19 protein-coding genes are annotated in these 25483 nt (G+C 34.9%); 6 read left to right on the top strand and 13 right to left on the bottom strand.

What is annotated here, in order from left to right; all coding sequences use genetic code 11:
- The first annotated feature begins 29 nt into the window (after positions 1-29).
- On the top strand, positions 30-1178 hold the full coding sequence (locus ABW637_RS04510; protein ID WP_367583441.1) for an alpha/beta hydrolase: 1149 nt from the start codon (positions 30-32) through the stop codon (positions 1176-1178).
- Positions 1179-1287: 109 nt separating this feature from the next.
- Entirely contained in the window at positions 1288-2655 is a 1368-nt protein-coding gene (gene radA / locus ABW637_RS04505; protein WP_367583440.1) for a DNA repair protein RadA, read from the top strand.
- Positions 2656-2758: 103 nt separating this feature from the next.
- Here radA and ABW637_RS04500 read toward each other — a convergent pair whose 3' ends face one another.
- From ABW637_RS04500 to ABW637_RS04475, 6 genes are all read right to left on the bottom strand, one after another.
- Positions 2759-3790 (bottom strand): aldo/keto reductase, encoded by a 1032-nt coding sequence (locus tag ABW637_RS04500; RefSeq protein ID WP_367583439.1) that lies wholly within the window; start codon positions 3788-3790, stop codon positions 2759-2761.
- Between the two features lie 780 nt (positions 3791-4570).
- A complete protein-coding gene (locus ABW637_RS04495) occupies positions 4571-5284 on the bottom strand; it encodes a DUF434 domain-containing protein (protein WP_367583438.1) in 714 nt (237 codons plus the stop codon).
- Positions 5285-5485: 201 nt separating this feature from the next.
- Positions 5486-5782 carry a hypothetical protein gene (locus ABW637_RS04490; RefSeq protein WP_367583437.1) on the bottom strand — a complete coding sequence of 99 codons (297 nt, stop codon included), beginning with the start codon at positions 5780-5782 and terminating at the stop codon, positions 5486-5488.
- Positions 5783-6086: 304 nt separating this feature from the next.
- On the bottom strand, positions 6087-6602 hold the full coding sequence (locus tag ABW637_RS04485; RefSeq protein WP_367583436.1) for a hypothetical protein: 516 nt from the start codon (positions 6600-6602) through the stop codon (positions 6087-6089).
- Between the two features lie 697 nt (positions 6603-7299).
- On the bottom strand, positions 7300-10563 hold the full coding sequence (locus tag ABW637_RS04480; RefSeq protein WP_367583435.1) for a CHAT domain-containing protein: 3264 nt from the start codon (positions 10561-10563) through the stop codon (positions 7300-7302).
- Positions 10564-11085: 522 nt separating this feature from the next.
- Positions 11086-11766, bottom strand: coding sequence for a tellurite resistance TerB family protein (locus tag ABW637_RS04475; RefSeq protein WP_367583434.1), 681 nt, complete (start codon positions 11764-11766; stop codon positions 11086-11088).
- Positions 11767-12463: 697 nt separating this feature from the next.
- Here ABW637_RS04475 and ABW637_RS04470 point away from each other — a divergent pair.
- Positions 12464-12874 carry a hypothetical protein gene (locus ABW637_RS04470; RefSeq protein ID WP_367583433.1) on the top strand — a complete coding sequence of 137 codons (411 nt, stop codon included), beginning with the start codon at positions 12464-12466 and terminating at the stop codon, positions 12872-12874.
- A 74-nt stretch (positions 12875-12948) separates the two neighbouring features.
- Here ABW637_RS04470 and ABW637_RS04465 read toward each other — a convergent pair whose 3' ends face one another.
- Positions 12949-13908, bottom strand: a complete 960-nt coding sequence (locus ABW637_RS04465) for an OmpA/MotB family protein (protein WP_367583432.1) — start codon at positions 13906-13908, stop codon at positions 12949-12951.
- 241 nt (positions 13909-14149) lie between these two features.
- Complete coding sequence (locus tag ABW637_RS04460; protein ID WP_367583431.1) at positions 14150-14914, bottom strand: exodeoxyribonuclease III; 765 nt, start codon at positions 14912-14914, stop codon at positions 14150-14152.
- 169 nt (positions 14915-15083) lie between these two features.
- On the opposite strand from ABW637_RS04460, the gene ABW637_RS04455 reads away from it, so the two are divergent.
- A complete protein-coding gene (locus tag ABW637_RS04455; RefSeq protein WP_367583430.1) occupies positions 15084-15455 on the top strand; it encodes a hypothetical protein in 372 nt (123 codons plus the stop codon).
- 116 nt (positions 15456-15571) lie between these two features.
- Here the strand turns inward: ABW637_RS04455 and ABW637_RS04450 are convergent, their stop codons facing one another.
- From ABW637_RS04450 to ABW637_RS04440, 3 genes are all read right to left on the bottom strand, one after another.
- On the bottom strand, positions 15572-18613 hold the full coding sequence (locus ABW637_RS04450) for a GEVED domain-containing protein (protein WP_367583429.1): 3042 nt from the start codon (positions 18611-18613) through the stop codon (positions 15572-15574).
- Between the two features lie 149 nt (positions 18614-18762).
- Positions 18763-20298 carry a glycine--tRNA ligase gene (locus tag ABW637_RS04445; protein WP_367583428.1) on the bottom strand — a complete coding sequence of 512 codons (1536 nt, stop codon included), beginning with the start codon at positions 20296-20298 and terminating at the stop codon, positions 18763-18765.
- Positions 20299-20505: 207 nt separating this feature from the next.
- On the bottom strand, positions 20506-21387 hold the full coding sequence (locus tag ABW637_RS04440) for a DUF8428 domain-containing protein (protein ID WP_367583427.1): 882 nt from the start codon (positions 21385-21387) through the stop codon (positions 20506-20508).
- Positions 21388-21573: 186 nt separating this feature from the next.
- On the opposite strand from ABW637_RS04440, the gene ABW637_RS04435 reads away from it, so the two are divergent.
- On the top strand, positions 21574-22143 hold the full coding sequence (locus ABW637_RS04435; protein ID WP_367583426.1) for a ComF family protein: 570 nt from the start codon (positions 21574-21576) through the stop codon (positions 22141-22143).
- Between the two features lie 178 nt (positions 22144-22321).
- Positions 22322-23935: an Ig-like domain-containing protein gene (locus tag ABW637_RS04430; RefSeq protein ID WP_367583425.1), complete on the top strand. Its 1614-nt coding sequence runs from the start codon at positions 22322-22324 to the stop codon at positions 23933-23935.
- A gap of 53 nt (positions 23936-23988) precedes the next feature.
- Here the strand turns inward: ABW637_RS04430 and ABW637_RS04425 are convergent, their stop codons facing one another.
- Complete coding sequence (locus tag ABW637_RS04425) at positions 23989-24771, bottom strand: nitrilase family protein (protein ID WP_367583424.1); 783 nt, start codon at positions 24769-24771, stop codon at positions 23989-23991.
- A gap of 43 nt (positions 24772-24814) precedes the next feature.
- Positions 24815-25450 carry a MarR family winged helix-turn-helix transcriptional regulator gene (locus ABW637_RS04420; protein ID WP_367583423.1) on the bottom strand — a complete coding sequence of 212 codons (636 nt, stop codon included), beginning with the start codon at positions 25448-25450 and terminating at the stop codon, positions 24815-24817.
- Between the last annotated feature and the right edge of the window lie 33 nt (positions 25451-25483).

The raw sequence follows: 25483 nt of genomic DNA, 5'->3' as shown, positions 1-25483 counted from the left end.
GTTCGGTGCTTAACCATAATCACATACTTATGAAAAAAATTGGAATATTTATAATAGCATTCGTATTTTCTACTACAGGATATGCTCAAGTTATTTATGAGTCCTTCAGATCTATAAAATTAGATCAGAACAGAGAGTTAAAAATTCAGCTTCCTCGTAATTACAAGAAAAATGTTAAAAAAACATATCCGCTAATCGTTGTTCTTGATGGAGACTACTTATTCGAACCTGTGGTCGGAAATGTTGATTACTTTTCTTACTGGGAAGATATGCCCGAATCCATTGTCGTTGGAATCAACCAACGAAAAACCAGAGAGGATGATTGTAGATATGATGTAGCAGAGTATCTTCCGTCACAAAAAGGCGCAGAATTTTTTGAATTTATAGGCCAGGAACTCGTTCCTTATCTTAATAACACATATCGTACTGCTCAGTTAAAAATTATTGTTGGGCATGATTATACCGCCAACTTCATCAATTACTTTTTATTTAAAGACAATCCGATTTTTCAAGGATATATCTGTCTAAGCCCAGAATTTGGACCACCTATGGGAGAACGTATTGAAAATGTATTAAGTACATCGGCGGATATTTGGTACTATCTTGCCACGGCAACAAATGATGCCGATAACATTAAAAAAAATCTTGTGGCATTAGACGAAAAGCTGCAAGCTATAGAGAACCCAGAAACGCATTATTTCTTTGATAATTTTGAAGAATCATCACATTATACACTTGTAGGAAGAGGAATTCCAAAAGCACTAGAGGCTATTTTTGAAATGTATCGTCCTATAAGCAAAAAAACGTATAAAGAAGTGCTTCTTACCTTAGAAGATTCTTCTCCATACGATTACCTAGTTGATATGTACAGAACTACAGAGCAACTTTATGGGATAAAACGCCAGATACGCGTCAATGACTTTATCGCAGTATCTACAGCTATCGAAAAAAATGAAAACTGGTCAGAGCTGGAACCCTTAGGTAAGCTAGCCATAAAAGAACATCCCGATACGATGTTAGGACATTATTATCTGGGGATGTTTTATGAGCAAACAGGAGAACCTAAAAAAGCAATGAGATCCTACGAAAATGGTTTTCAGCTTTCAGAAGTTGCTTTTCTAACAAAAGACTATATGCTTGATAAAGTAAATAAGATCAAAGAAGATTTTGGTTGGTAAGCTATCCAGTAACCATGAATATAAAAGACCCTTTTTTAGGGTCTTTTTTTATGCAAACTGTTTTAGTTTTGCATCTAAATAATAGTATTTTTACACTTCAACTTTTTTTATGGCTAAAACCAAAACTGTTTTTTTCTGTCAGAACTGCGGAGCGCAATATGCCAAATGGCAAGGACAATGCACATCATGTAAAGAATGGAATACCATTGCCGAAGAAGTCGTTCAAAAAGCAGAGAAGAGCGATTGGAAAAGTACTTCGTCTTCGCCTGCATCAAGTAAAGTTGCTAAACCCCTGCGAATTTCAGAAATTGATACAAGTCAGGAAGCCAGATACAATACAGATGATGTAGAACTTAATCGTGTTCTTGGTGGTGGGTTAGTCCCGGGTTCATTAACATTGTTAGGAGGAGAACCTGGTATAGGAAAAAGTACACTTTTACTACAAATCAGCCTTAAATTACCCTATAAAACACTGTATGTTTCTGGAGAAGAGAGCCAGAAGCAAATTAAAATGCGTGCAGAACGTATACAATCTAAAACAGATAATTGTCTAATTCTTACTGAAACCAAAACTCAGAATATTTTTAGACAAATTGAAGCTACAGAACCCGATATTGTGATCATAGATTCAATCCAGACCTTGCACAGTGATTATATAGAAAGTAGTGCAGGGAGTATTTCGCAAATCAGAGAATGTACCACAGAATTAATCAAATTTGCTAAAGAAACCGCAACTCCGGTACTTCTTATTGGCCATATCACCAAAGATGGTAACATTGCCGGCCCGAAAATCCTGGAGCATATGGTAGATACTGTATTGCAGTTTGAAGGTGATCGCAACCATGTATATCGAATTTTACGAGCTTTAAAAAATCGTTTTGGTTCTACTTCAGAACTTGGGATCTATGAGATGCAAGGAAGCGGCTTACGCGAAGTAAATAATCCCAGCGAAATTCTAATTTCTAAAAAAGATGAAGAGTTAAGTGGTACTGCTATCGCTTCTACTCTAGAAGGCATGCGCCCATTAATGATAGAAATACAAGCCTTAGTAAGTACGGCAGTATACGGAACACCGCAGCGCAGCGCAACTGGATACAACCTAAAACGTCTCAATATGGTTCTCGCTGTTTTAGAAAAACGAGCAGGTTTTAGGCTAGGAGCTAAGGATGTTTTTTTAAATATCACAGGTGGAATATCAGTCGATGATCCTGCTATTGATCTTGCCGTAGTTACCGCCATATTATCTTCTAGTGAAGATATTCCTATCCCTAAAGATTATTGTTTTGCTGCCGAAGTTGGTCTGGCAGGAGAAATACGGCCTGTAACCAAAGTAGAACAACGAATACAAGAAGCAGAGAAACTAGGTTTCTCTACTATCTTTGTATCTAAGTACAATAAGATCTCTTTACAAAACACTCAAATTAAGGTACAATTAGTAGCCAAAATCGAAGATGTTGTAGAATATTTGTTTGGGTAAATAATATAATGTGAATTAAAAAGAATATTTGCGTCAGTCAGAGTGATTTTCGATAGAAAATAGTATCGAAGACAAGTAAATATTCTTTGTAACTCCTACTAATTTACGGTGCAGGATTCGGAATATTTTCATGAACGGCTTCGATCTCTTTTAAAATTTCACTAGAAAGTGTAACATGAATACTGCCAATATTTTCTTTTAATTGATCCAAAGATGTTGCTCCAATAATTGTACTCGTTACAAAAGGGCGATCATTAACAAATGCTAACGCCATTTGAGTTAAACTAAGCCCATGTTTTTTAGCAATGTCATTATAAGCTCTAGTTGCTTTATAACTATTCTCTTTCATATAACGATTGTAATTTGGAAACAGATCTACTCTAGAGTTTTTAGGAATTTCTTCTAAATATTTACCCGTTAACATGCCAAAACCAAGAGGAGAGTATGGTAAATGCCCTATATTTTCACGATGAAGCACCTCTGTTAACCCTATTTCATCTTTTCGGTTTAACAAATTATATGGATTCTGAATCGTGATCATTTTTGCTGCTCCCTTCCGGGCTTCTTCAGCATAACGCATTACCCCATAAGCCGTTTCATTAGATACTCCTATTTGTCTTATTTTACCTTCTTTTATAAAACCCTCTAAATGATGAAGCACTTCAGCAAAATTATCTGTCCAGGCATCATTCTCGTCATGAGTATAACCTAGCTTACCAAAATAGTTGGTTTGTCGTTCTGGCCAATGCAATTGGTATAAGTCAATATAATCTGTCTGTAACCGTTGCAGGCTTTTATGTATAGCGTCTTCGATTTCAGTTTTAGTAAACTTACCACTTCTAATATGTGCAGTAAATGGAGCCGGTCCAACAATCTTAGATGCAACCACCACTTCATTTCTTTTTCCAGTTTTTTTAAGCCAGGTACCTATAATTTTTTCTGTACTCCCTTGTGTTTCTTTTTTTGAAGGAACAGAATACAACTCTGCGGTATCAATAAAATTAATCCCTTGTTCTATAGCATATTCTATTTGCTCGTGCCCTTCAGCCTCGGTGTTTTGCTCGCCCCAAGTCATACTTCCAAGGCATATTTTACTTACTTTAATATCTGTATTAGGTAATGTAGTATACTTCATATTGTAGTACTCTAGTTGTTTAGTCGATTAATGTCGTCAAAAGTAGAAACTCTTCGATTAAACTAATGTAAAAATTATCATAATAAATTAAATCAAACCATCCTGTATTGTACCCAAAATTGTGGAATATATCTACAATTGGTCATATTATATCTACAATTCCCAAAAAAGAAGTATTCAAAACAAATATTGTAAGCAAATGATAATCAAGACTTTATGCTGTTTTTGATTGTACTTCATCATTTGGAATAATTATTTCTATATACACTCTAGGTATTCAAACCAGATAAAGTACTAGGGGTATGGTATGGTTTGATCCTAATAAAAGGGTAATGACTGACTACCCTTATTTTAACCTTAAAAAGAGCTTCTATGTGATGAGAAGCTCTTTTTTATTACTATTATAGTGATCTTTTAAAATGAAATGAAGAAAAATTGTATCATCCCTTCATCAAACTCGGTATGAAAATTTTCGTCAGTCAGAGTGATTTTCGATAGAAAATTGTATCGAAGACAAGAAAATTTTCTTAGCTCGATTTCACTTTTTTTAGTATTACCCTATAATTTACTTTTAGAAATACGTAGTACATAAAAACGGACACGACTACCCCATTGCCGTATCCGTTTCTCACAACTAACCAACCTAAAAAATTAATTCCTCCAACATCCAACAATTTAATTTTAATAGGTATATACCCAAAAGTAAAATGTTATTACGTTTTATAGAAGGAAGAATGAGTAAACGGTAATTTTGAGTTAGGGAAACCTTATTTTAAAATATTATTCGGCATAAATGATATTTGCATCTTTGATATAATGATCTAACAGATATGTAACAAGGTTGAAGTTTTTCTGCGCCCGATCCAATATCCAAGCATCAGAACTTATCACAACTTGATTGCATGCTGCCAGTACTTTATCTGGATTATTCACCAAATCGATCGCCCAGGGGAAGTTATTTTGTTCTGCCATCTCACGAAGTATCGTTTTTAGCCTGCCACTATTAGAAACCGGGGCATCAAAATACCAGTGTACCGATGGTACTTCTAATGTAGTAAGAACATTTCCTATCATTAAAATCACTTCTTCTGTTTTGCGAACCCGTTTATACGTGCCGTGCACCCCCGATACATCTCGATAATACCCATCCAGGCCTTTAAAGATGTAGGCACCCGATAAAGCACTCTCGAGAATAATTAGCAAATTAAACCCATCTATCGCTACATCCCGACCTTTTAATTGCTCGGGGAATAGGGTTGTTTTTTTTCGCAATGTGATCTGTTGCTCGCTAGCACTCATGCCTTGCAATGCTTTTTGTTGTCTGGCATTAAGTTTATAACGATTACCCACTGATTGTATTGATGATTTTTCGGCAAAACCACGAGAAAGTAAGTAGCACATATCTTTGGCTGCTTCTTTTATTTTTTGCTGCATTTTTGGATCCCCAAATAGGCGATCATCACTAGCTTCTTTTCCTCGGTTGCGTGTGGGCATTTTGATTTGATAAAAAATGGATTGAGCATTAAAAAATTACTTGTCACCCAGGCTTGTCGAAGGGGCGATACATTTTTTCTAATGTCATCTCGAGCACAGTCGAGAGGTCATTTTGAAAAATCACTCAATTTAACGGCTTTTACTAAATATACTATGAAATGTAACTATTTATAAACAAAAAAAGCGCTTATCGCGCTACTCTTATGACATGGGCAGTATTTCTACCACTCTACAATAAACTTTTTTGGTCCACCCATTTAGATGGCCTCGGTTGTTACCGATTAGTAATCCTCTTTTCACATTTTTGCCTTTGACAATATGTGTAAAACAGCTACCTCTTACTTTACAAAAAACAATATCTCCTGTTTTACAATCTTCCCAACTAATGGGTTCTAATATCACAGGTTGTTTTGATTTAAGAATAGGCAACATAGAATTACCGGGTTCTTTGGAGACGATTGTCTCACCATTCAATAGTTTTTGAATTTTCCAATTCATAATCATAGTTTTTAATTAAACATAAATTCAAAAACTATGGAGTATGGTTCTACCAAAGAACGTGCGCATAACGCGTGGTAAAGATATACATTTTATAAGAACTTAAGCTATACTCGGATTGGAATAGTAGGAGAGGTTGCGTTTTTAGCCGATATATTTGTGCAACACCACTTGTGACTCGAATTTACTCGATAATCGAGATTTAAGCGCCCCAAGGCTTTCCTCGAAATCTAAATTATTTTCCAATCGAATACCTCAAGGGCTTGCCCCAAGGTAGTTTACCAGAATATGGAAACAGTCTGTGCTATTCCTCCTTATTCACTTTTTTGGTGATCCCGCATTTTCTCCGCACAGTTCTTTCGGCGAGGGCTGCGGCATTTCTGGCATGATCCTCGGCGCCTCCGTCTTTAACGATCCCATTATATACTGTTTGGTTTTCTATAAGACCACCTAGGACACAAACAAACCCCGGGCTGTCTTTACCCTTGTAAGGATGCTTTTTTTTGGGTTTTGCGATCAACTCCCCGAATAAGCGATCTTTTAATACTTTATCTTTTTGGACTTCTAGCACCAATTTATTCAGGATATTTTGATCTTCTGGATACATATCATTCACTTTATCCATGGCATTGGCATACTCATCATTAGTGAAACTAAAATAGTTATAGATATCAAAGTAGTTGTTATCTCCTTGCTCATCCTCCTGCACCTCTTCTTCACTTTGTGTTTCTTCTTCGTTCTGGTACTCTTCTTCGCTTTCCTGGCTCACTCCTTTGAACACGGTTACTAGTACTAGTATAAAAATGGATAGCCTTTTCATTTGTTCTATTGTTTTAGATTAATGGGGTATTATAAACGTCTAGCAACGTACTTTTGTTATCTGTTTTTCTATTATTATGTTTTTTTAACCAAAAATCCGTCAATTCGAGTGCTTCGACTCAAGGAGAAGAGTATCGAGCCCTTCGTCAAGCTCAGGATGACAAGGGTTATTTGTTAAAAAAAGCTATTCTCGATACATTTTGACTCCATTTCATTACGACAAAACACTCGAATTGACGCTTTTTTGTGGTATTTTTCTTAAATACATAACGGATCCTTATATAAAAACAGTATATTTTTTCGCTATATGCATAATTAAGAATTTTATTTTTGTTTACTACATTCTTGGCATACTTTTATTTGTTTCTCTACTCCTATAGCTTCACTGGGATTAGTAAATGCTTCAAACCATTTTAAAACCACAGGTCTTCTATAATAGGTATATAGCTATTAATTTTATTACCCTTCGACAGGCATTCTATAATATTATCAATATTAACCCTATCACTTGTCATCCCGCACTTGATCCGGGATCCAGATTAGAATACGTAATTTCGAATTCTTGCCAAAGTTTATAGTGAGCTAAGACGCAGTACAGGAATGACAAGGTTTTTGTAAGAAAGTTTACTTGTCTTCGATACAATTTTCTGTCGAAAATCAGACTGACGTAAATTTTCTTACATCGAACTGACATTATTTTATGAATTACGTTTCCTTTTTCTATACCTAAACACAATCAAGCACAAAATCCCTAACCCTAACACCCAATACCACCATGTATGATCACTAAACGGTATAGCAGCGGCATCTCCTACCAGATAAAATCCTCCCCAATAAAAAGGATGAGTACGATTAATATCGGCGGTTTTTAAATATTGAAGTTTGGCTTGTTGTAAGGCTTTGGCTTTGTTCATGCCTTCTTTTAGATTGGTATAGAAGTATTTCATGAGCTCGGGTGTGGTTTGATCCGATACCTCCCAGCTTGTGAGTAGTAAACTTTTTGTCCCGGCGTATTGAAACGCAGTACCCAAACTCATAATCCCTTCCCCTTTGGCGATTTTACCAGATCCCGTGTTACAGGCACTCAGTACTGTAAGTTCGGCAGGGATATCTAGAGCAAACAGCTCATGACCGTATAGTAGATTGTCTTCTATAGTGTCTTTGCTTTTGGTAAAATAAAGTTTAGAATTCTCTGGTCGCTCATTATCCACCTCGCCATGCAATGCCAGGTGAAGAATATTATATTGACTGGCATTTTTCTTAAAATTGGCCTCTATCGCCTCAGACCCGAAGTAGTATTGCCCATCGATAATCTCGGCAATGGCTTTGATTTCTTTTCGGGTTCCTGGCAAGTCATCTCCGGCATCACGCAATGTTGCCAAACTCATGGTTTTGGTATCAACAACACTAGTGCTGTCTGTAAACGAAAACGCTAGACATTCTTCTTGTTTTTTAGATTTTTGAGTGTCTTTATTATTGGTAAACAAGAGGTTTGCAGAGTTGGCATAACTAATGGCATAGTTATTTAGCAAATACGGCAAATCTTTGGGGTTATTAGAGTCTTTATTTTGAGTAAGCAAAAGCTCAACATTAAGATGCCAAAGTGGTCCATCGGGGATGATGATGAGTTCATCTCCCACCAATTGATCGGCTATAGGATCGATAAGCTCGTTATACAATTGATGAGATGATGCTTTAAAATTACCTACATGTTTTGAGGTGATGGCCTCTCTAAAAGTTTCTACTTTTTTAGTAAGATCAGTGGTTGCTAATTCTTGTACGGCAATCTTGTTTTTAGAGATCGTAAATGCATAGGTGATGCTGTCGGATGTAAAAAACTCAAGCAAGGTAGTACGCTCATTAAGTTGTTGTTGGAGTTTACTTACCGATACAATATCATTTTTATGCTTTAATTGATAGTATTTAGGGTAGTTTTTTTCTAAGATATCGGTTAAAGAATCCTGTTTACGATTAATATCAAAGAGTTTGTTTTCGTATTGGGTGATCTTCGATGAGTCAGTATCTTTTTCTGAAAGCTCCTCTGTGACCTTAGATTGATAGAATGCTTTATTGAGTCGTAGTTCTTTCTCTGATGTCACAAGATTGGTAGGTAATCCTGTAAAGTTTTTAGCATTAGCATCATTTAAGAGTTCTTTTAACGTATTAGCTTTACTTTTCTCGGCATAATAAAAGGCTTTTTCTAAAGCGTGTTGATCATTTTCTGTATCGTATACTAACAGTTGCGCTTCAATTGCCCCTTGATAGACTTCTTTGGCTTGTTTGGCAAAGGTTACTTTATCTTGATAATTGGTAAACGTTTGTCGAATATGGTTGATTAGTATATCTGATCTCTTATATATTTCAATACTCTTATTAAGATCGCCTATTGAATCATCTTTTACATATTTCGATTTTAGCACCATAGCTTTTCCTTGGAATGTTTCTAGCAGTAATTTAAGGTCATAATATTGATTGGGATCAAAATTCTGATTAACTCCTAAGTGGTTAGTATTTTTTGTATTAGCCATTATTGCTTTATCAAAAAAAACAATCGATTTTTGATAATTTTTTTGTTTATCATAAGCCGTTGCCACTTGATTTAATGCTTGTAAAGCAAGAGGGTTTTGTTTTTCTGAGTTTTGTAAAACACCTAAAGCTTTCTGATAATAAAATAAGGCATCAACATACATTTTCTTTTCAAAGTAGAGATTACCTATGCTTATATATGATCTTGAAATTTCAGGATTATCTTTTTCAAAGATGCTATTATTTATTTCTAAAGCTTTTTGATGATATATTAATGCTTTATCAAAATCTTTTGTACTTATATAAATACTACCAATATTACCATATAAGATTGCAATATCTGCATGATTTTCATCATATACTGCTTCTAAAATATCTAAAGCTTTGCTATAATACTCTAATGCTTTTTCGTATTTCTCTTTGCCTTCATAAGCAAAGCCAAAGTTCCAGTAACATGCAGCAATATTTGGATGTCTCTCCTCAAACATTTTTAATGCTAGGTCCAAACTTTTTCCACAATATTGCAATGCTTCATCATATCTTCCTATTCTCGATAAAAGAGGGGTCAGGTTATTATATGACACAAATAGTGGATATGTACTTTCTTTTTCAATAAAAATCAGTGATGCTCTTTCGAAATAATCCAAAGCCTTATCATTATGATTTAAACGGTCATAAGTAATTCCAATGTTAACATAGCTATAACCCACATATATATCATTTCTTCCTGATTTTTTGATCGTTATATCTAAATCTTTTTTAAGATATTCTAAAGCTTTGTCGCATTCCCCCAGATAATTATAAGTATTTCCTATATTGTTATAATCATTACTTGTTTTTGGATGTTCTGGTCCAAAAATTTTCAAATTAATAGCTAATGATTTTTTTAGAAAATATAGTGCTTTCTCATATTTCGCAATATTTCTATGAAATATCCCTAAGTTACTATATGATACTGCAATATCGTAATGTATTTCTGGAAGAATCTTTCTTTTGATCTTAAGGGATTTCTCATAATTTGTTAAAGCTTTGTCATACTTAGACATCCATAAATAATAAGCTCCAATATTATCATAAGCAGCTGCTCTTTCTCTAGTATTCTTTGCCAAGTTACTAGTACTTATCTCCAAAACCTTTTTAGCACTATAGAATGACTCTTTAAGTTTTCTATTTCGGTATTGATTCATAGAAATACTATTATAACAACTAGCAACCTTTTCCCAAGCTTCAGCTTTTTCATAAATAGCTAATGCCTTTTGAAAAAATTCAATAGACTCCTTATGTTTTTTATCTGTTTGTAAAGAATCTGCAGTCTTAAAATATTGCGAAGCCAACAGGGTATCATTTTCAACCTGTGCATGAATAACATTCGATGAGATCATAAAAAGGATAATCCAGAAAGAAGGGGTTAGAAAAAGTGATGGTAATGGTTTCATAAAAGAGCTTTAATTAAAAAAACAATATAGTTGTTACTTTATCACGCACAAAGTTGTATCTCTTTAAGGAGAAGTGTACCGCGCTAAAAAATTAGATCATCTAAAAAGCATGTTTTTTTTAGATGATTCTTGGGTAGGATTAATATCAAAGATACAGGTTTATATCATTTTATTACTTATTTTTTTCCCTTTACCCTTGCATATGTATTACAGGTTTGATACTGAGTCTGTCTAAGCAAATTCTGAATAAAATGACCTTCGATAGGCCTGTGCTGAGCTAAGTCGAGGTACTCAGGTTGATACGTATTTTCATTACTATCAATCATAAAAAATTTAATCTTGCCGTTTCCAGGGCAAGACAAGTACTATGAAAGTGTAATTAGAATTGACGAGAGATCCACTTTGGAATGCGTTATTATGGATTCCAGCTTACATTTCGACAAGCTCAATGTGACACGCTGGAATGACAATATAAAAAAGTCAACTTAAGTTGACTTTTTTATATATCAGATATAGCTTCTTCTAATTCAACTGTCCTTCTTTAAGATCGGTAATGTCTTTTTGCATTAACCTGTCAATCAGGGTTTGATACATCTCCTTAGGTAATCCACATGCAATTAAATAATCTTTCATCAAATCTTCTTCTTCCTTTTCAATAGATCCATCAGCCAGTAATACTACGGCTGCTTGCGCTAAAATATTGATTAAGGTTTCAGAAGAAAGTTCGTTTCTTGCTTCATTTAAATAATTAAATACTTGATTATCCTTATTTGCATGTTCTTTTATGGTGTTGTGTACTGCCATGAGATCCTCTTTCATTTCAGGAAACCCTTCGATTGCATCCATAATCTCACGCTCTTCTTCGGGAGCAAAATCTCCGTCGATAATCGACATATGAGTCATCGATGCCACCAATGCCTTGGCAAAAACCGATTGCGCTCGTTTCTGGTTTTCGTTAATCTCGTCTTGAGATTGCTGTAAAATCGTTTTTATACTTTCGTTATAGGCACTTTTACAACTATCGCATTCATAAAAGCGATCTACCACATCCAGAGGGATTGTTGGAATAAAAAATAGGGTAAACCATCGGCGATACAGTTTATTGACCAGGTTTCCATTATTGCAATTAGGGCATGCGTTTGATAATACAGGACTTTCTTTTACGGTGTGTTTTAGTCCTCTTGTTCCGAAGATAATAAACATAATAGGTTAATTTTTATAGATTTAGGTGGTTTAAAGATAGAATAATAATCTAAAATTCCTAATAATATGAATAATCAGGGCCGTTACGTCGACTTTTTCTTATTGTTAGCCAGAATACTTCCACTTCGCTTAGCATGTGCCTATCTATGACTACTACATCTTTCGTTTTCAATTTCACTTCGACAAGCTCAGTGTGACAAATGCTAATGTTCCTTCTCCTTGGAGGGCATTGCATTGCAATGAGCCAGCCGAAGAATTGAGTTAAGATGAGGAGGTTTTCACAACAAAAACCCTCGCCTTAATCCTCTCCCAGAGGGAGAGGAGACATCATTAAGATAAATGGAGATGTACTGAAACTGAGATTACAAAATAAAACCATAATAACTCAACGGATTACTTCGTCGCTCGCTCCTCGTAATGACTTTCCGGTTTGTCATTGCGAATGAAATGAAGTAATGTATTTATGAAAAAAATAAACTTTAAATTATCTTCTATATATATCATTTTTTTCAGAACTTTATAGTACCCAAAAGTTTAGCCTAAAATTCTTGGCACACTTTTTGGTTTTTATCAAATAAATTGAGTATTTTGACTCGATTTTTAAGGTTATTTTAACAATAAAATACATTTTATCACGTTAGCTAACCGGTGTAATTAACCTATAAACTTTTAATACATTATTTAACACCCAAACATTATGAAAAAATTATTTCTACTTCTATTCGTGCTAGGCGCAGGATTATCTACTCAGGCTCAAGCTACAGACAATTTAGGTCAAGATTGGGCTGAAAGCATTGAACAGTATACGGAATTATATAGTTTAGCCACTGAGATAAGTAAAAGAACAGATAAAGTAATTGCTAATGGAAATATAATTTCGATCATTAAGGACAATGGAACTACCTCTTTCCAAAGAAAAAGAGATCAATCTGTTCCTGTTGAATTCTATGATTTTATTCTTCTTACTTCCACCGGTAGAAAGATTCCTTTAAACAAAGGACAAACCGAGAAAGTAATTGAAAAGTTTGATGTTGTTTTGAAAAAAGTAAAAGCTAGTATTGATGTAGATAATACTAAAGCTATTGATGACATCTTAAATACTTTATAAAAAGTATATAACTATATCAAAATATAAAAAATAGCGGCCAAATGGCCGCTATTTTTTTAACTACTACTTCTTAGTTATATATCGTTTAGCAACTTAGAAATCTCATCCAACTTAGGCGTTAAGATCACCTCAATACGTCGGTTTTTGCTTTTCCCTCCGTTTGTTTCATTACTGGCTACAGGAGCAAACTCTCCTCTACCGGCAGCAGTTAGATTCTGCGGGTCGATTTGTTTATTCTGTAACAAGATGTTTACAATAGCCGTTGCTCTTTTGGTCGATAAATCCCAGTTCCCCGATAATTGCGCATTGCCCGTATAAGGATCATCATCGGTATGGCCTTCGATCAATACCGCGATATCTGTATTTTGCCCTAGTACTTTTCCTAATTGTTTTACTGCCTTTTGTCCTTGTACTCCTACGGCCCAGCTACCCGATTCGAATAAGAGCTTATTTTCCATAGAGATATACACTTTGCCATTGCGCTCTTCTACGGTAAGGCCTTTCCCTTCAAAATTACGCAGAGCTTTGGATATGGCCGTTTTAAGTGCTCTCATTTTGGCATCCTTTGCGGCAATCAATCCTTCTAGCTCATTTACTCGTTGCGATCTAGAATCGAGATCTCTTTGTAGTTTATCTAAACGGGTACGTTCTGCAGCCAAGGCTCGTTCTTTTTCTTCGAGCTTGCCTAACAACTCTCTGTTTTTTTTGCTATTGGCAGCAATGGCAGCAGAGCTGTTTTTCTCTAATGCATCATACGAATCTTTTATGTTTTCGTAATTAGCCTGAGCAGCATTATATTTTCCTTCCAGATTATCTCTTTCGGCTTTGAGTTTTTGATATTCGGCTTCTAATTGCGCCAATGCTTTTTTATCGGCATCGTTAGCTTTTTTTAACGCAGCAAATTTATCGTTGGTCTTACGATATTTGCGTTTAAGGCTAGCATATTTTCCTTCTAATTCTTTATGCACTTTAGAAGATACGCATGAGGTCATTAATGTTCCTGCAAGTGCAAGTAATGCGATTTTTTTAATCATTTTATGGGGTTTTTATATGAAATTGAAGTTCCTTCTCCTTGGAGGGCATTGCATTGCAATGAGCCAGCCGAAGAATTGGGTTAGGATGAGGGTGTTTTTACATTAAAAACCCTCACCTTAATCCTCTCCCAGAGGGAGAGGAAACTGGAATTAAATTATTTATATTTTTTATTCTATTCTTCTTTTTTATTGGCACCCTGAGCGGAGCCGAAGGGTATCAATGAAAAAGAAATTTAGGTTGTTACATCTCCAATTCTACAACAATCGGACAATGATCACTATGTTTTGCATCTGATAAGATAACGGCTCTTTTTAATTTATCGTGTAAGGGTTGGGCAACCATCCCATAATCCAAACGCCATCCTTTATTATTGGCTCTGGCATTGGCCCTGTAACTCCACCACGAATAATTATGGGGTTCTTTATTAAAATGTCTGAAAGAATCTATAAACCCACTCTTCATAAAATTACCGATCCACTCGCGTTCTACAGGCAAAAATCCAGATACATTTTTATTACGAACGGGATCATGAATATCTATCGCTTCATGGCAGATATTATAATCTCCTAAGATCACCAGGTTGGGGTGTTTTTGCTTCAGTGTATTAACATACTCCTGAAAATCGGCCATATACTTCAGCTTGTGTTCTAATCGATCTATATTGGTTCCGCTAGGTAAATACATACTCATTACAGAAACCCCGTTAAAATCGGCTCTTAGATTACGCCCTTCAAAATCCATGTAATCTATCCCGGTTCCGTACTCGACATGATCAGGGGCTGTTTTAGACAAAATTGCTACCCCGCTATACCCTTTTTTCTGGGCACTAAACCAATAATTATGAGAATAACCAGCCTCGGCAAACACATTAAGATCTAATTGGTCTTGGTTTGCTTTTATTTCCTGAAGACAAATTACATCTGGATCTGCTTGTTGTAACCATTCTATAAACCCTTTGTTTAAGGCTGCTCTAATTCCGTTTACGTTATAGGAAATGATTTTCATTGAAGTATAGATTTTTAATTTTTAGTAAAAATAAAATATCCTGCTATTCTTTCGTTATTAAATACAAGATAAACGTTATGATGTTGCAAAAATATTCTGAATATGAAGGCAACAAACACCATGTATTTCAATTAATTTTTATGATCTTTAATGTAAACAATCACAAATCATGAAAACAATGCTTCTTAAAACCGCTTGCTTTATTCTTATACTTAGCACTCTCAATTGCTCCTCTTCGCAAAAAGCAGGCGCCAAAGACACCTCTGAAACTACGAATGTTCAAGACATATCTTCAAAAGAAATGAAAGAAAAAGGGTTTAGTAAAGGCACAATAGTAGCACATAAATCTGAAGGCTGCCCTTTTATTTTAAACGTCGAAGCGTATAAAGACAATTTAGACCCTATCAATCTAAATGATTTTTTTAAAAGTGATGAAGTCCCTAAACTAGTATGGGTAAAATATGCTAATCTTAGAATGCCCAGTCGATGCAACGACGCAAGACCTGTTTCTATACTAGAAATCAATACTCGTAACGAATAAGTTATACCATTTACAATAAAAGAAAATCAGCATAGTCATAGCTATGGTTAAATTTTATTCTGAAACAGATGCGAAAAAGAGTGTTTTATTACTGTAAATTCAAAGTGTAAATGGTATTACTGAACAATAAATTTAGTAGACGCATTCTTGCTATTCTTATCCCCTATACGAACAAAATAAATTCCTGTACTGGCATAGGACATATCTAATTCGTATACAAATCTACCGTCGGCATTCTTTTCTACAAAATTAGAAACAATGACCTGACCAGTCATCGTAAAAACTCTAAGTCTTTCTCGTTGTTGTGCATTAGGATCACTCATAGTAATCAAAAACTGCTTATTTGGTCGATTAACCACAATCAAATCTAAAACTGCAGGTAGATTATCACCAATATTTACGGTATAATCATGGGTGGTACCAAACTGCATAGGTACACAAGGGTCGTTAAGGTCGTCTTTGGTATTTTCTTGCGTATCTCCGGCACGTATTCTAAGAAGGTGAGTTCCTGTTGTAGCATTCTCGCCAAGAGAAAAAACGAAACTCTGATCTGTATTTTCTTTTCTAATTACCTCATTGCTTAATACTCGTTCTGCATCTTCAAAGATTCCGTTGTCATTAAAATCAATCCATAACGACATTTGTTCTATATCATCTCTGGCAAATCCTGATTGAACCGTTATGCTATATAATCCAATAGGGCCATCGAGATTAATGACCAAATTTGTAAAATCTTCGTATCCAGAATTACATGATATTAATGTATTAGAGATATTAGATAGCGTAAATGAAGTAATCCCATCGCCTTGCAGGATACAGTTTGAAACAGGAAAACACGACTGGTGTTCTATTTCTCTAACAATAACATCATTTTCGGTATTTTCATCATTTGCTAAAGCCGTACCTATCTGAAAAGTATAGTTGCTAAAAGCTAATAAATCGGCTGTAGTAGTAAATGTATACTCCGCAGATTCTCCTGGTTCAATTGTTCCTGTAAAAACTTCATTTATTGTTGCTTCATTATCAAGAATATAAAATACAGGAATATTAGATTGAGGTAATACCCCAAAATTCTGAATCGTAATACTGATGGATTCATTAGAAGAAATTCCTGATCCCGTTACAGGAGAAACCAATGCCACCACCCCTACATCATTTTGAAATAAACCAGACACTTCTATGGTAACACAATCATTTTCGGGTACACTATCTGTGGTTAAGTTAGTTTCTGCAGTGATCAAGAAACGACTTTCTAAGGTAAGATCTGCCGGAGTACTAAATATATAAGATATCGTTTCTCCTGCATTTATGGGCCCAGGAAAAATTTCATTTACAATAGGGCCTCCGTTTATCGAATAACTAATCGGAATATTGCTCTGACTCGACGTTCCAAAATTTTGAATAGTAACTTCAATTTCTTCAGTAGTGGTAAAAATTTTATTCAGAGGATTATCAATACTTACTACTCCAACATCATTAGTTACATCTTCGGCAACTTTAAAAACTCCGACAATATCTCTGGCATTATCGCCCGACGCTTCAAAATATTCTGCAATATGCCAGAATGTGGCATCATCTAAAGGATCTATAGTAAGGTGTGCATAGTCTCCATATCGTTTACCATTATTGCGTTGTGCATCGGTTCCTATTTGGATTGTTTGTTCGGTAATAGTCATGGTCCCAAGAGGGTCATTGGCTAGTCTACCTGTATATCGAATTGAAGCAAAACTATCTGCGGTTGCCCCATCGGCAATTGTACCCATAGTGGTATATCCCATACCAATGTTTCCGAAAACATCCATAGCCATACTAGCACACCATGCACTTTTCCCATCGGGAGAAATGTAAGTGCCTTCTTGATGAATTGCCCATGGCTGGCCATCTCCATTTTGTCGTAGTTCGTACCATCGTATCCCGGCAACGTTATCTATATCACCCCCTGATCCATCGGTTCTATCATCAATATCAATCACAAAATTAAGCACCACAGCATTGTAACTACAGAATCTTCGGTAATTAGTGGCATACATAACAGCACCTTGTAGTGCATCGATATCTTGTCCACCCGTACCGGGTTGGGGCAGGTTCCCAAAATCACCTCCATCAAAAGTTGAATCAAATGGGGTTACCGCCAATTCTTCGGCTTCGGCAATTGTCGAATTATCAGGATTGATCCAATCTACATTAATGGTCCATAGTTTTAATTCATCTCCTCCTACAGGAACATCTGCCCATCCATCATCTTGATAATATATAATTTTTGCATCTCCGGTTGGAGGCAATACTTTTCCTGTAGCATTAAATGAAGCCGGGCTATAAAAATTGTCAATTTTTGCTCCTGGTAAAGGAAAACCAACCATTTGTGCACTTTCTTCGCCTGCTAACATTTTTTCTCTTTCGATAACATATACCACCTCACTCGTTTCTTGTGAGAATTGATCTTTATTCGCGGTAATGTAATATCCGTCTGACCAGATAGAAAACTTGGTGTAATCAGGAAAAGTCCCGGTATTAAATCGATAGGTAAACCAACCATCATTTACAGGGTCTGGACCTTGGGATACAGCCACAAGGAATCCATTTGGAGTACTACTAAACTCTGTAATTACAAATCTATCTGCAAAATTATCGTAAAACACAATGGGATCGCCTTCGGTTTCTCCCGGAAAAATATTGGCTAAAGATGTCGAAGGCACTAACACAACACCATTTCTATCATGAATGGCAAAAGCAGAGTTTTTGGCACTAACATAATGATTAGGCCCAATTGCTCCTGTGGGATCTGAAGGAGCTTCGATTCTCGAATTTACTTCAAATACTTGAGAAGGTGCTTTACCCACTCTAAAATTCTGAGCACTTTTTTGTTTTGCTAATAAAGGGTCTTTACCTCTAGGCAGGCCTTTGCCGGGCACATGCTTATTACCATCGGTTCTTCTGTATTCTTTACCACCAGCACGAGGCGTTTCTGGAATTAGTTTTTTACCTCTTATCGAAGTCACTTCTCTCATATATGCAGCCGAAGTAATAAGGGTGGCTTTATTGATTTCCTTTTTTTGGGAAAAACCAACCGTACCAGAAAATAAAACGACAACAACTAAAATCTTTTTCAGCATCATGTATGAAGAATTATAATGAGTATGTAGCCCGTACTTTTTCACTAAAGTACAATTAAACTTCAAAATACAAATAACAATCAAATAGTTATTCTTATATATGAATATAAAAAGCTGCACAATACTTATCATGCAGCTTTTTATTCTCTCTATTACAAGTAGAGCCTATTCTTATAACAGAATACGTTCTATTATTATTTTAACCAATATTCTGCGTCAGTTTTTTCTGAAATCAACGATTTTAATTCGGTAATAGGAACTCGTTTTTGCTCCATAGTATCTCTATCTCGAATAGTAACCGTTTGATCATTTATAGTATCGTGATCTATGGTAATACAAAATGGGGTTCCATTAGCATCTTGTCTTCTATAACGTCGCCCGATAGCATCTTTTTCATCGTAGATCACATTAAATTTCCATTTTAGGTCTTCTACAATTTTCTGAGCAATTTCTGGCAAACCATCTTTTTTAACTAACGGAAGTATTGCCGCTTTTACAGGAGCTACTACTGCAGGCAATTTTAGTACAACTCTGCTTGTTCCGTCTTCTAATTCTTCATCTTGTAGTGCAGTAGAAAATACAGCTAAGAACATTCGATCCAACCCAACTGAAGTCTCTACGACATATGGCACATAGCTTTCTTGTAGTTCGGGATCAAAGAATTGTAGTTTTTTACCCGAAAATTCTTCATGTGCCTTAAGATCAAAATCTGTTCTGGAATGAATCCCTTCTAGTTCTTTAAATCCAAAAGGAAAATTAAACTCTATATCTGCTGCTGCATTTGCATAATGCGCTAATTTATCATGATCATGAAAACGGTAATTTTCCTTTCCTAATCCCAGGGATGTATGCCAATTTAATCGAGTTTCTTTCCAATACTCGTACCATTTCATTTCTTCTCCAGGACGAACAAAAAATTGCATCTCCATTTGCTCAAACTCACGCATTCTAAAAATAAACTGGCGTGCTACGATTTCATTTCTAAATGCTTTACCTGTTTGAGCTATCCCAAATGGGATTTTCATACGTCCCGTCTTCTGAACGTTAAGGAAGTTTACAAATATTCCTTGTGCAGTTTCGGGCCTTAAATAAAGATCCATGGCAGATTCTGCCGAAGCCCCTAGTTTTGTCCCAAACATAAGATTAAACTGGCGTACATCGGTCCAGTTTTTGGATCCTGTTTCGGGATCTGCAATTCCTAATTCTTCGATTAGTGCTTTTACATCTGCAAGATCTTCGTTTTCTAATGATTTACCCATTCGCTTAAGTACCTCATCCCTTTGACCAAGGTATTTTATCACTCTTGGGTTGGTAGATACAAACTGGGCTTCATCGAAATCATCCCCAAAGCGTTTTTTAGCTTTGGCTACTTCTTTTTGAGCCTTTAGGTTTAATTTCTCGGCATAATCTTCGATAAGCACATCGGCTCTATATCTTTTTTTAGAATCCTTATTATCGATAAGAGGGTCATTAAAGGCATCAACATGTCCAGAAGCTTTCCAGGTGGTAGGGTGCATAAAAATTGCCGAGTCTAGCCCCACTATATTTTGGTGCATATTGACCATGCTTTTCCACCAATACTCTCGTATATTTTTTTTAAGTTCTACTCCATTTTGACCATAATCATACACTGCACTTAGTCCGTCATAAATTTCACTAGAACCAAAAATGTACCCATACTCTTTAGCATGGGCTATAACTTTCTTAAATTTATCTTCTTGTTTTGCCATTCTATTTATTCTCTTTCTAAAAATGTTGTGTCATTTTTTTAATTGGACACCTATTTTTTAAAATTGGTTTCGCAAAAATAGTTGAATTAAAATGAATTGGAAATGAATTTACTCAATTAATAGCACTAGCATGTAATTTCTGATAAAAGCATAAAAAAACCGCCATACTAATTAAAGATATGGCGGTTCTATTGTATTATAAAAGAATTATTTCAATTCAAACTGTGTATTAGAAACCATTCTAGGTCCAGAGAAAACGTTTACTACATAATTTCCTTTCACTAATTCTCCTTCGGCTGTATCAACAAGAACACAAACGTCTAAAGCTTCATTCTCATAAAATACTTTGTTACGACCACTATACGTAAGTATAGCATCATCAAAGTTTACAGAAACTTTATCTCCGATAAGATTATTTTCTGGGTTAATTACCTGAACAAAAAGTTCTTTATCTCCTTTTTCGGTAAGCTTGTTTGGCGAAAGAGTAAAACATACTCTTACCTTTTGTGCCTTACTTGCCTTTGAAGAAGTTGAGATTTTACCACTATTACGTACACGCACACCTTCTGCTTTTATATTAGATGCTGTTAGTGCAGAACCTCTTTCTACGATTTCGGCTAGTTGTGCATTTTGTGTTTGTAAAGAATCAGAAAAAATAATTCTCTGATTTAATGCTACAGAAGTACTATCTAAATCTGTTGCTAATTGCGTGTTTGCTGTAGTTAAACTATCAGCAAGTTTAAATAATCTTTCGCGTTCTTTTTTAAGTTTTCCTACCTCTCTTCTGTATCGAGATATTAAAGCCAAATTAGCGTCATTGTCTTTTACACTATCCAATAACACTACGATACGTTCTTTTGCTTTAAGCAAATGATCGTCCATTACTTCGTTTAAAGCAATAGCATTGTCATACTTTGTGATCAATTCTCCTAATTCGCTTTCAATAAGATCCTTTTCTTGTTGCAAAATTGCTTTATTTTGCTTCTCTTCGTTGTAAAACTTATACGTAAATATCCCTAAGATAAGTAATAGTGCTCCTAGAACACCAATCAGGATTTTAAGGGTTAAGTTATTGTTTTGAGTCGTCATAATATTTAATTTCTAATTTTTGATGGTTATTTTCAATAGCTAAATATAATAATTAATGTTAATCCGCCTAATAAAATGCTAAGAGACTTAGCTTACTTATTTTTTCCTACATACTGTGCTGCCTGTGACAGCCCATTATATAAGAACGAAAGGTTACTATGTACCTCATGTAGACACGAGCTCCCTTTGGGCAATTTTCATAACGTAAACGCAAAAAAAATTGAAAAAGTATTTTATGGTCGTATCAAAATTGAAAATGCAACCTCTTTATTTGTCTTTCAGAAAGATGGGCTGGTGCAAAATTTAATCCATAATCTAAAATACAGAGGAAGACAAGAAATAGGAGAGGAACTTGGTAAATGGCTAGGGGAAGAATTAGTTCAAGTATCTGATTATCAATTAATTGACTATGTTTTACCTGTGCCTTTACATAGAAAAAGGCTTTTAGAAAGAGGGTATAACCAGGTAGAAAAATTTGGAATTGAAATCGCAAAAAAGCTAAATGCCAAGTATATTGATTATATATTAAAAAAAATTTCTTACAATCAAAAACAATCCAAACGAGGAAGAGGTACGAGATGGGTAAACACCTCTGAAACATATGGCATACAAGATGAGTCTTTACTTGTAAATGCCCATATTTTATTGGTAGACGATATTGTTACTACCGGGGCTACTTTAGAAGCTTGTGTACAAGCATTACAATCTATTCCCGGCATTAAAATAAGCATTGCAACGATGGCCATAACAGAATAGATTGAAATTTTTAATAGGATTTTGTTAAAAAGCAGAATTAACCTATCTGCCGACATAGGTAGGTTCAACAGAGGATATCAAGAATCTACTTTAGGTAGACTTTTATATAGAGTTTCGTTAAGTTTTTTTGTTTTTTAATATAGTTGTTTCTTTGTGTCTTAAAATTGTTTGAAGAAATATGAACAAAAAATTAAATATGCTATTGGTTACTCTAATGCTACTAGTTCTGGTAATTGGTTGTGCAAAAAAAGGATCAATAAGCGGTGGACCTAAGGATGAAACACCTCCTGAGTTTATAAAAGCTACACCTCCTGATTTCTCTACAAATTTTAATAGTGATGAAATACGAATTTATTTTGATGAATATATTACACTAAAAGATCCTCAAAAACAGATTATCATCTCTCCCCCTATGGATCCAAAGCCAACCATTACACCTCTAGGAGGGGCAAGTAAATTTATAAAGATTAAATTTTTAGATACATTATTAGAGAACACAACCTATAGTATCAATTTTGGTGAAAGTGTTGTAGATAACAACGAGGGCAATCCTAATGCTTTTTATAGATATGTATTCTCTACCGGAAATTTTCTTGATTCTTTAAGTATAAAAGGGACTGTAGCCGATGCCATACAAAAAGAAGTGGATCCAAATATTACAGTTGCTTTGTACGAGATTAACGAAGACTATAATGATTCTCTGATCTATACTACAGTGCCAAGATACATTACTAACACACTAGACACGACAGTTTTTAGCTTGCATAATTTAAAAGAAGGGAAATACAAACTTATTGCATTAAAAGATGCTTCAAATAATTACACATATGAACCCAAGCTTGATAAAATTGGGTTTTATGAAGAAATTGTGACACTTCCTGCAGATACTGCCAAAGTTTTTAATATCAATATATCTAAGGAGGTTTTGGATTTTAAAGCGATTAAACCGAAACAAGTTTCGAAAAATGAATTTGTCTTTCCGTTTGAAGGAGATGCAGAAAATATGAAAATAAAATTGCTTAGCCAGGCACCCGATGGTTTTGAAACCACTACGTTGCCTGATAAAGAAAAAGACACATTGCATTATTGGTTCAGACCTTTTTTTAAAGCAGATTCGCTAATTTTTGAAGTAACGAATTCAAAAAATTATCAAGATACTTTGATTACCCGATTTAAAGATCAGTATAAAGACTCTTTACAACTTACATCAGAATATAGGTCCACTTTACCGTTAAATAAACAGTTTACCTTTTCAGCTGGTACTCCATTAGATAGTATTAATGAAAAGCATATTACACTTATAGATAAAGATACTATTGCCGTTCCTTTCTCGGTGGCGTTAGATCAAACTAAAAATGAAGCACAAATTATTTTCGAAAAGACTGAAAATAATGCCTATAACTTAACATTTTTACCCGAAGCAATTACCGATTTTATAGGTAATGTTAATGACACCATATCATTTAATTTCAGAACAAGAAAATTAGCAGACTATGGCACCATCTTTCTTACGCTACAAAATGTTGAAAATTATCCTGTTTTGGTTCAGGTTACCAATGAAAAAGAAGAAGTTATCTTAGAAAAAATCTCTAAAAACCAAGAAACATTAGTATTTGATTATCTTGAACCAGCCAAATATCTTATTAGAGTTATTGATGATACTAATAATAATGGCAAATGGGATCCTGGTAATTTCTTGCAAAACATACAACCCGAAGTCGTGCGCTATTTTCCAGAATCTGTTGATGTAAGAGCGAATTGGGAGATAAAACAGACTTTTATTTTAGAGTAGTCTACATCGTATACTTCCTCTCCTTGGGGAGAAGGAACTTTATATTGAAATATCTATTTAAACACAAATTTATCTCTATCATCTAAGAAAGGTAATTTCCTTCTTATTTCTTCAATATGGGATTTATCCAGAGTGGCATACAAAATTGCTTCTTTTTCGATAGGGTTTTCTTTTATCATAGAATCACCCAAGACATTATACACGGCAGAATGGCCATTATATTCGTATCCTTTGCCATCTAATCCAACGCGATTTACACCAATACAGTAGCACATATTTTCGATAGCTCTGGCTTTTAGTAATGTATCCCAAGCATTAATTCTGGGTTTAGGCCAACTGGCTACATATAATAAAACATCATATTCTGACGTATTTCTTGCCCAAACCGGAAATCTAAGATCGTAGCATACCTGTAGTTTAATTTTCCAACCCTTGTATTCAATAATTACCTCATTAACCCCGGCGGTAAATACCTCTTGTTCTTTTGCCAAAGTAAACAACTGATGTTTATCATATGTATGATATTTACCGTTAGGTAGCATAAAAATTAAACGGTTGTAATAGTTGCCGTTTTCCTGTATGATAATGCTTCCGGTAATGGCACAATCTTTTTCTTTTGCCATTTCTTTCAACCATTGCACAGTATCTCCATCCATAGTTTCGGCTACCTCGGGGGCATTCATAGTGAATCCTGTATTGAACATTTCTGGCAACACAATAAGGCTTACTTTTTTAGAAATGGCTCTTATTTTTTCAGTAAATGCAGTACGATTCTCTTTAGGATTTTCCCAAACCAAATCAGGTTGAACCAGTGCTATGTCTAAAGTCGAATTCATAGGTTAAAAATAGTAAAATCTATGCATTGAGAACAACTTAATATTACAAAGAATATTTTTCGATAATTGCATCTAAATCTCTTTCTTCTTTAAGATAAATAGGCAAATGAAACGCATCTAATTTTTTTAAGGTTCTCAATAATGCAACTTGCTCATCGGTGGTTAGGCAACCACTAACCATTTTTGCCGCTTTATGGGCTTCAGAATAAGCCTTTATCACATTTTCTTCACCTTTTTTGGTTAATCGCAAAAGTCTACCTCTCTTGTCATCTGGATTTTGGAATTGTTCAATTATCTCATTTTTTAGTAAACGCTTAATAACTTCCATTCCCGAAGACTTGTCATAAGCCATTTTTCTAATTAAATCCGTCTTTCCTATCGAACTTGATCTGTGAAGAATAGCAGTAAAGGCAAAATCCATATCAGTAGCAAATGGTAAATCAACCAGCGCCGATTTAATATATGTGTTAGAATATCTACTCATTCTACCAATATATGCAGCCAATTCTGCTTCGATACTATGACCTGTTAGCTCATACTCCTCAGTTACAACTTTATCATCTAAATGTTTAGATAGCCAATTTGCAAATGATTTTATAGTGATATCCTTATCTAGCCTACCTTTTATAAACTCCCCTGTAAGATCAATTACTTCTTTTATTAATCCATAAATCTTCATTAAAACTACTTTTTAACACTAAATTAAAATAAT

Source organism: Aquimarina penaris, assembly GCF_040786285.1.
Taxonomy (GTDB): Bacteria; Bacteroidota; Bacteroidia; order Flavobacteriales; family Flavobacteriaceae; genus Aquimarina.
Note: the sequence above shows the minus strand (reverse complement) of the source record. Positions and strands in the feature narration are given on the sequence as shown.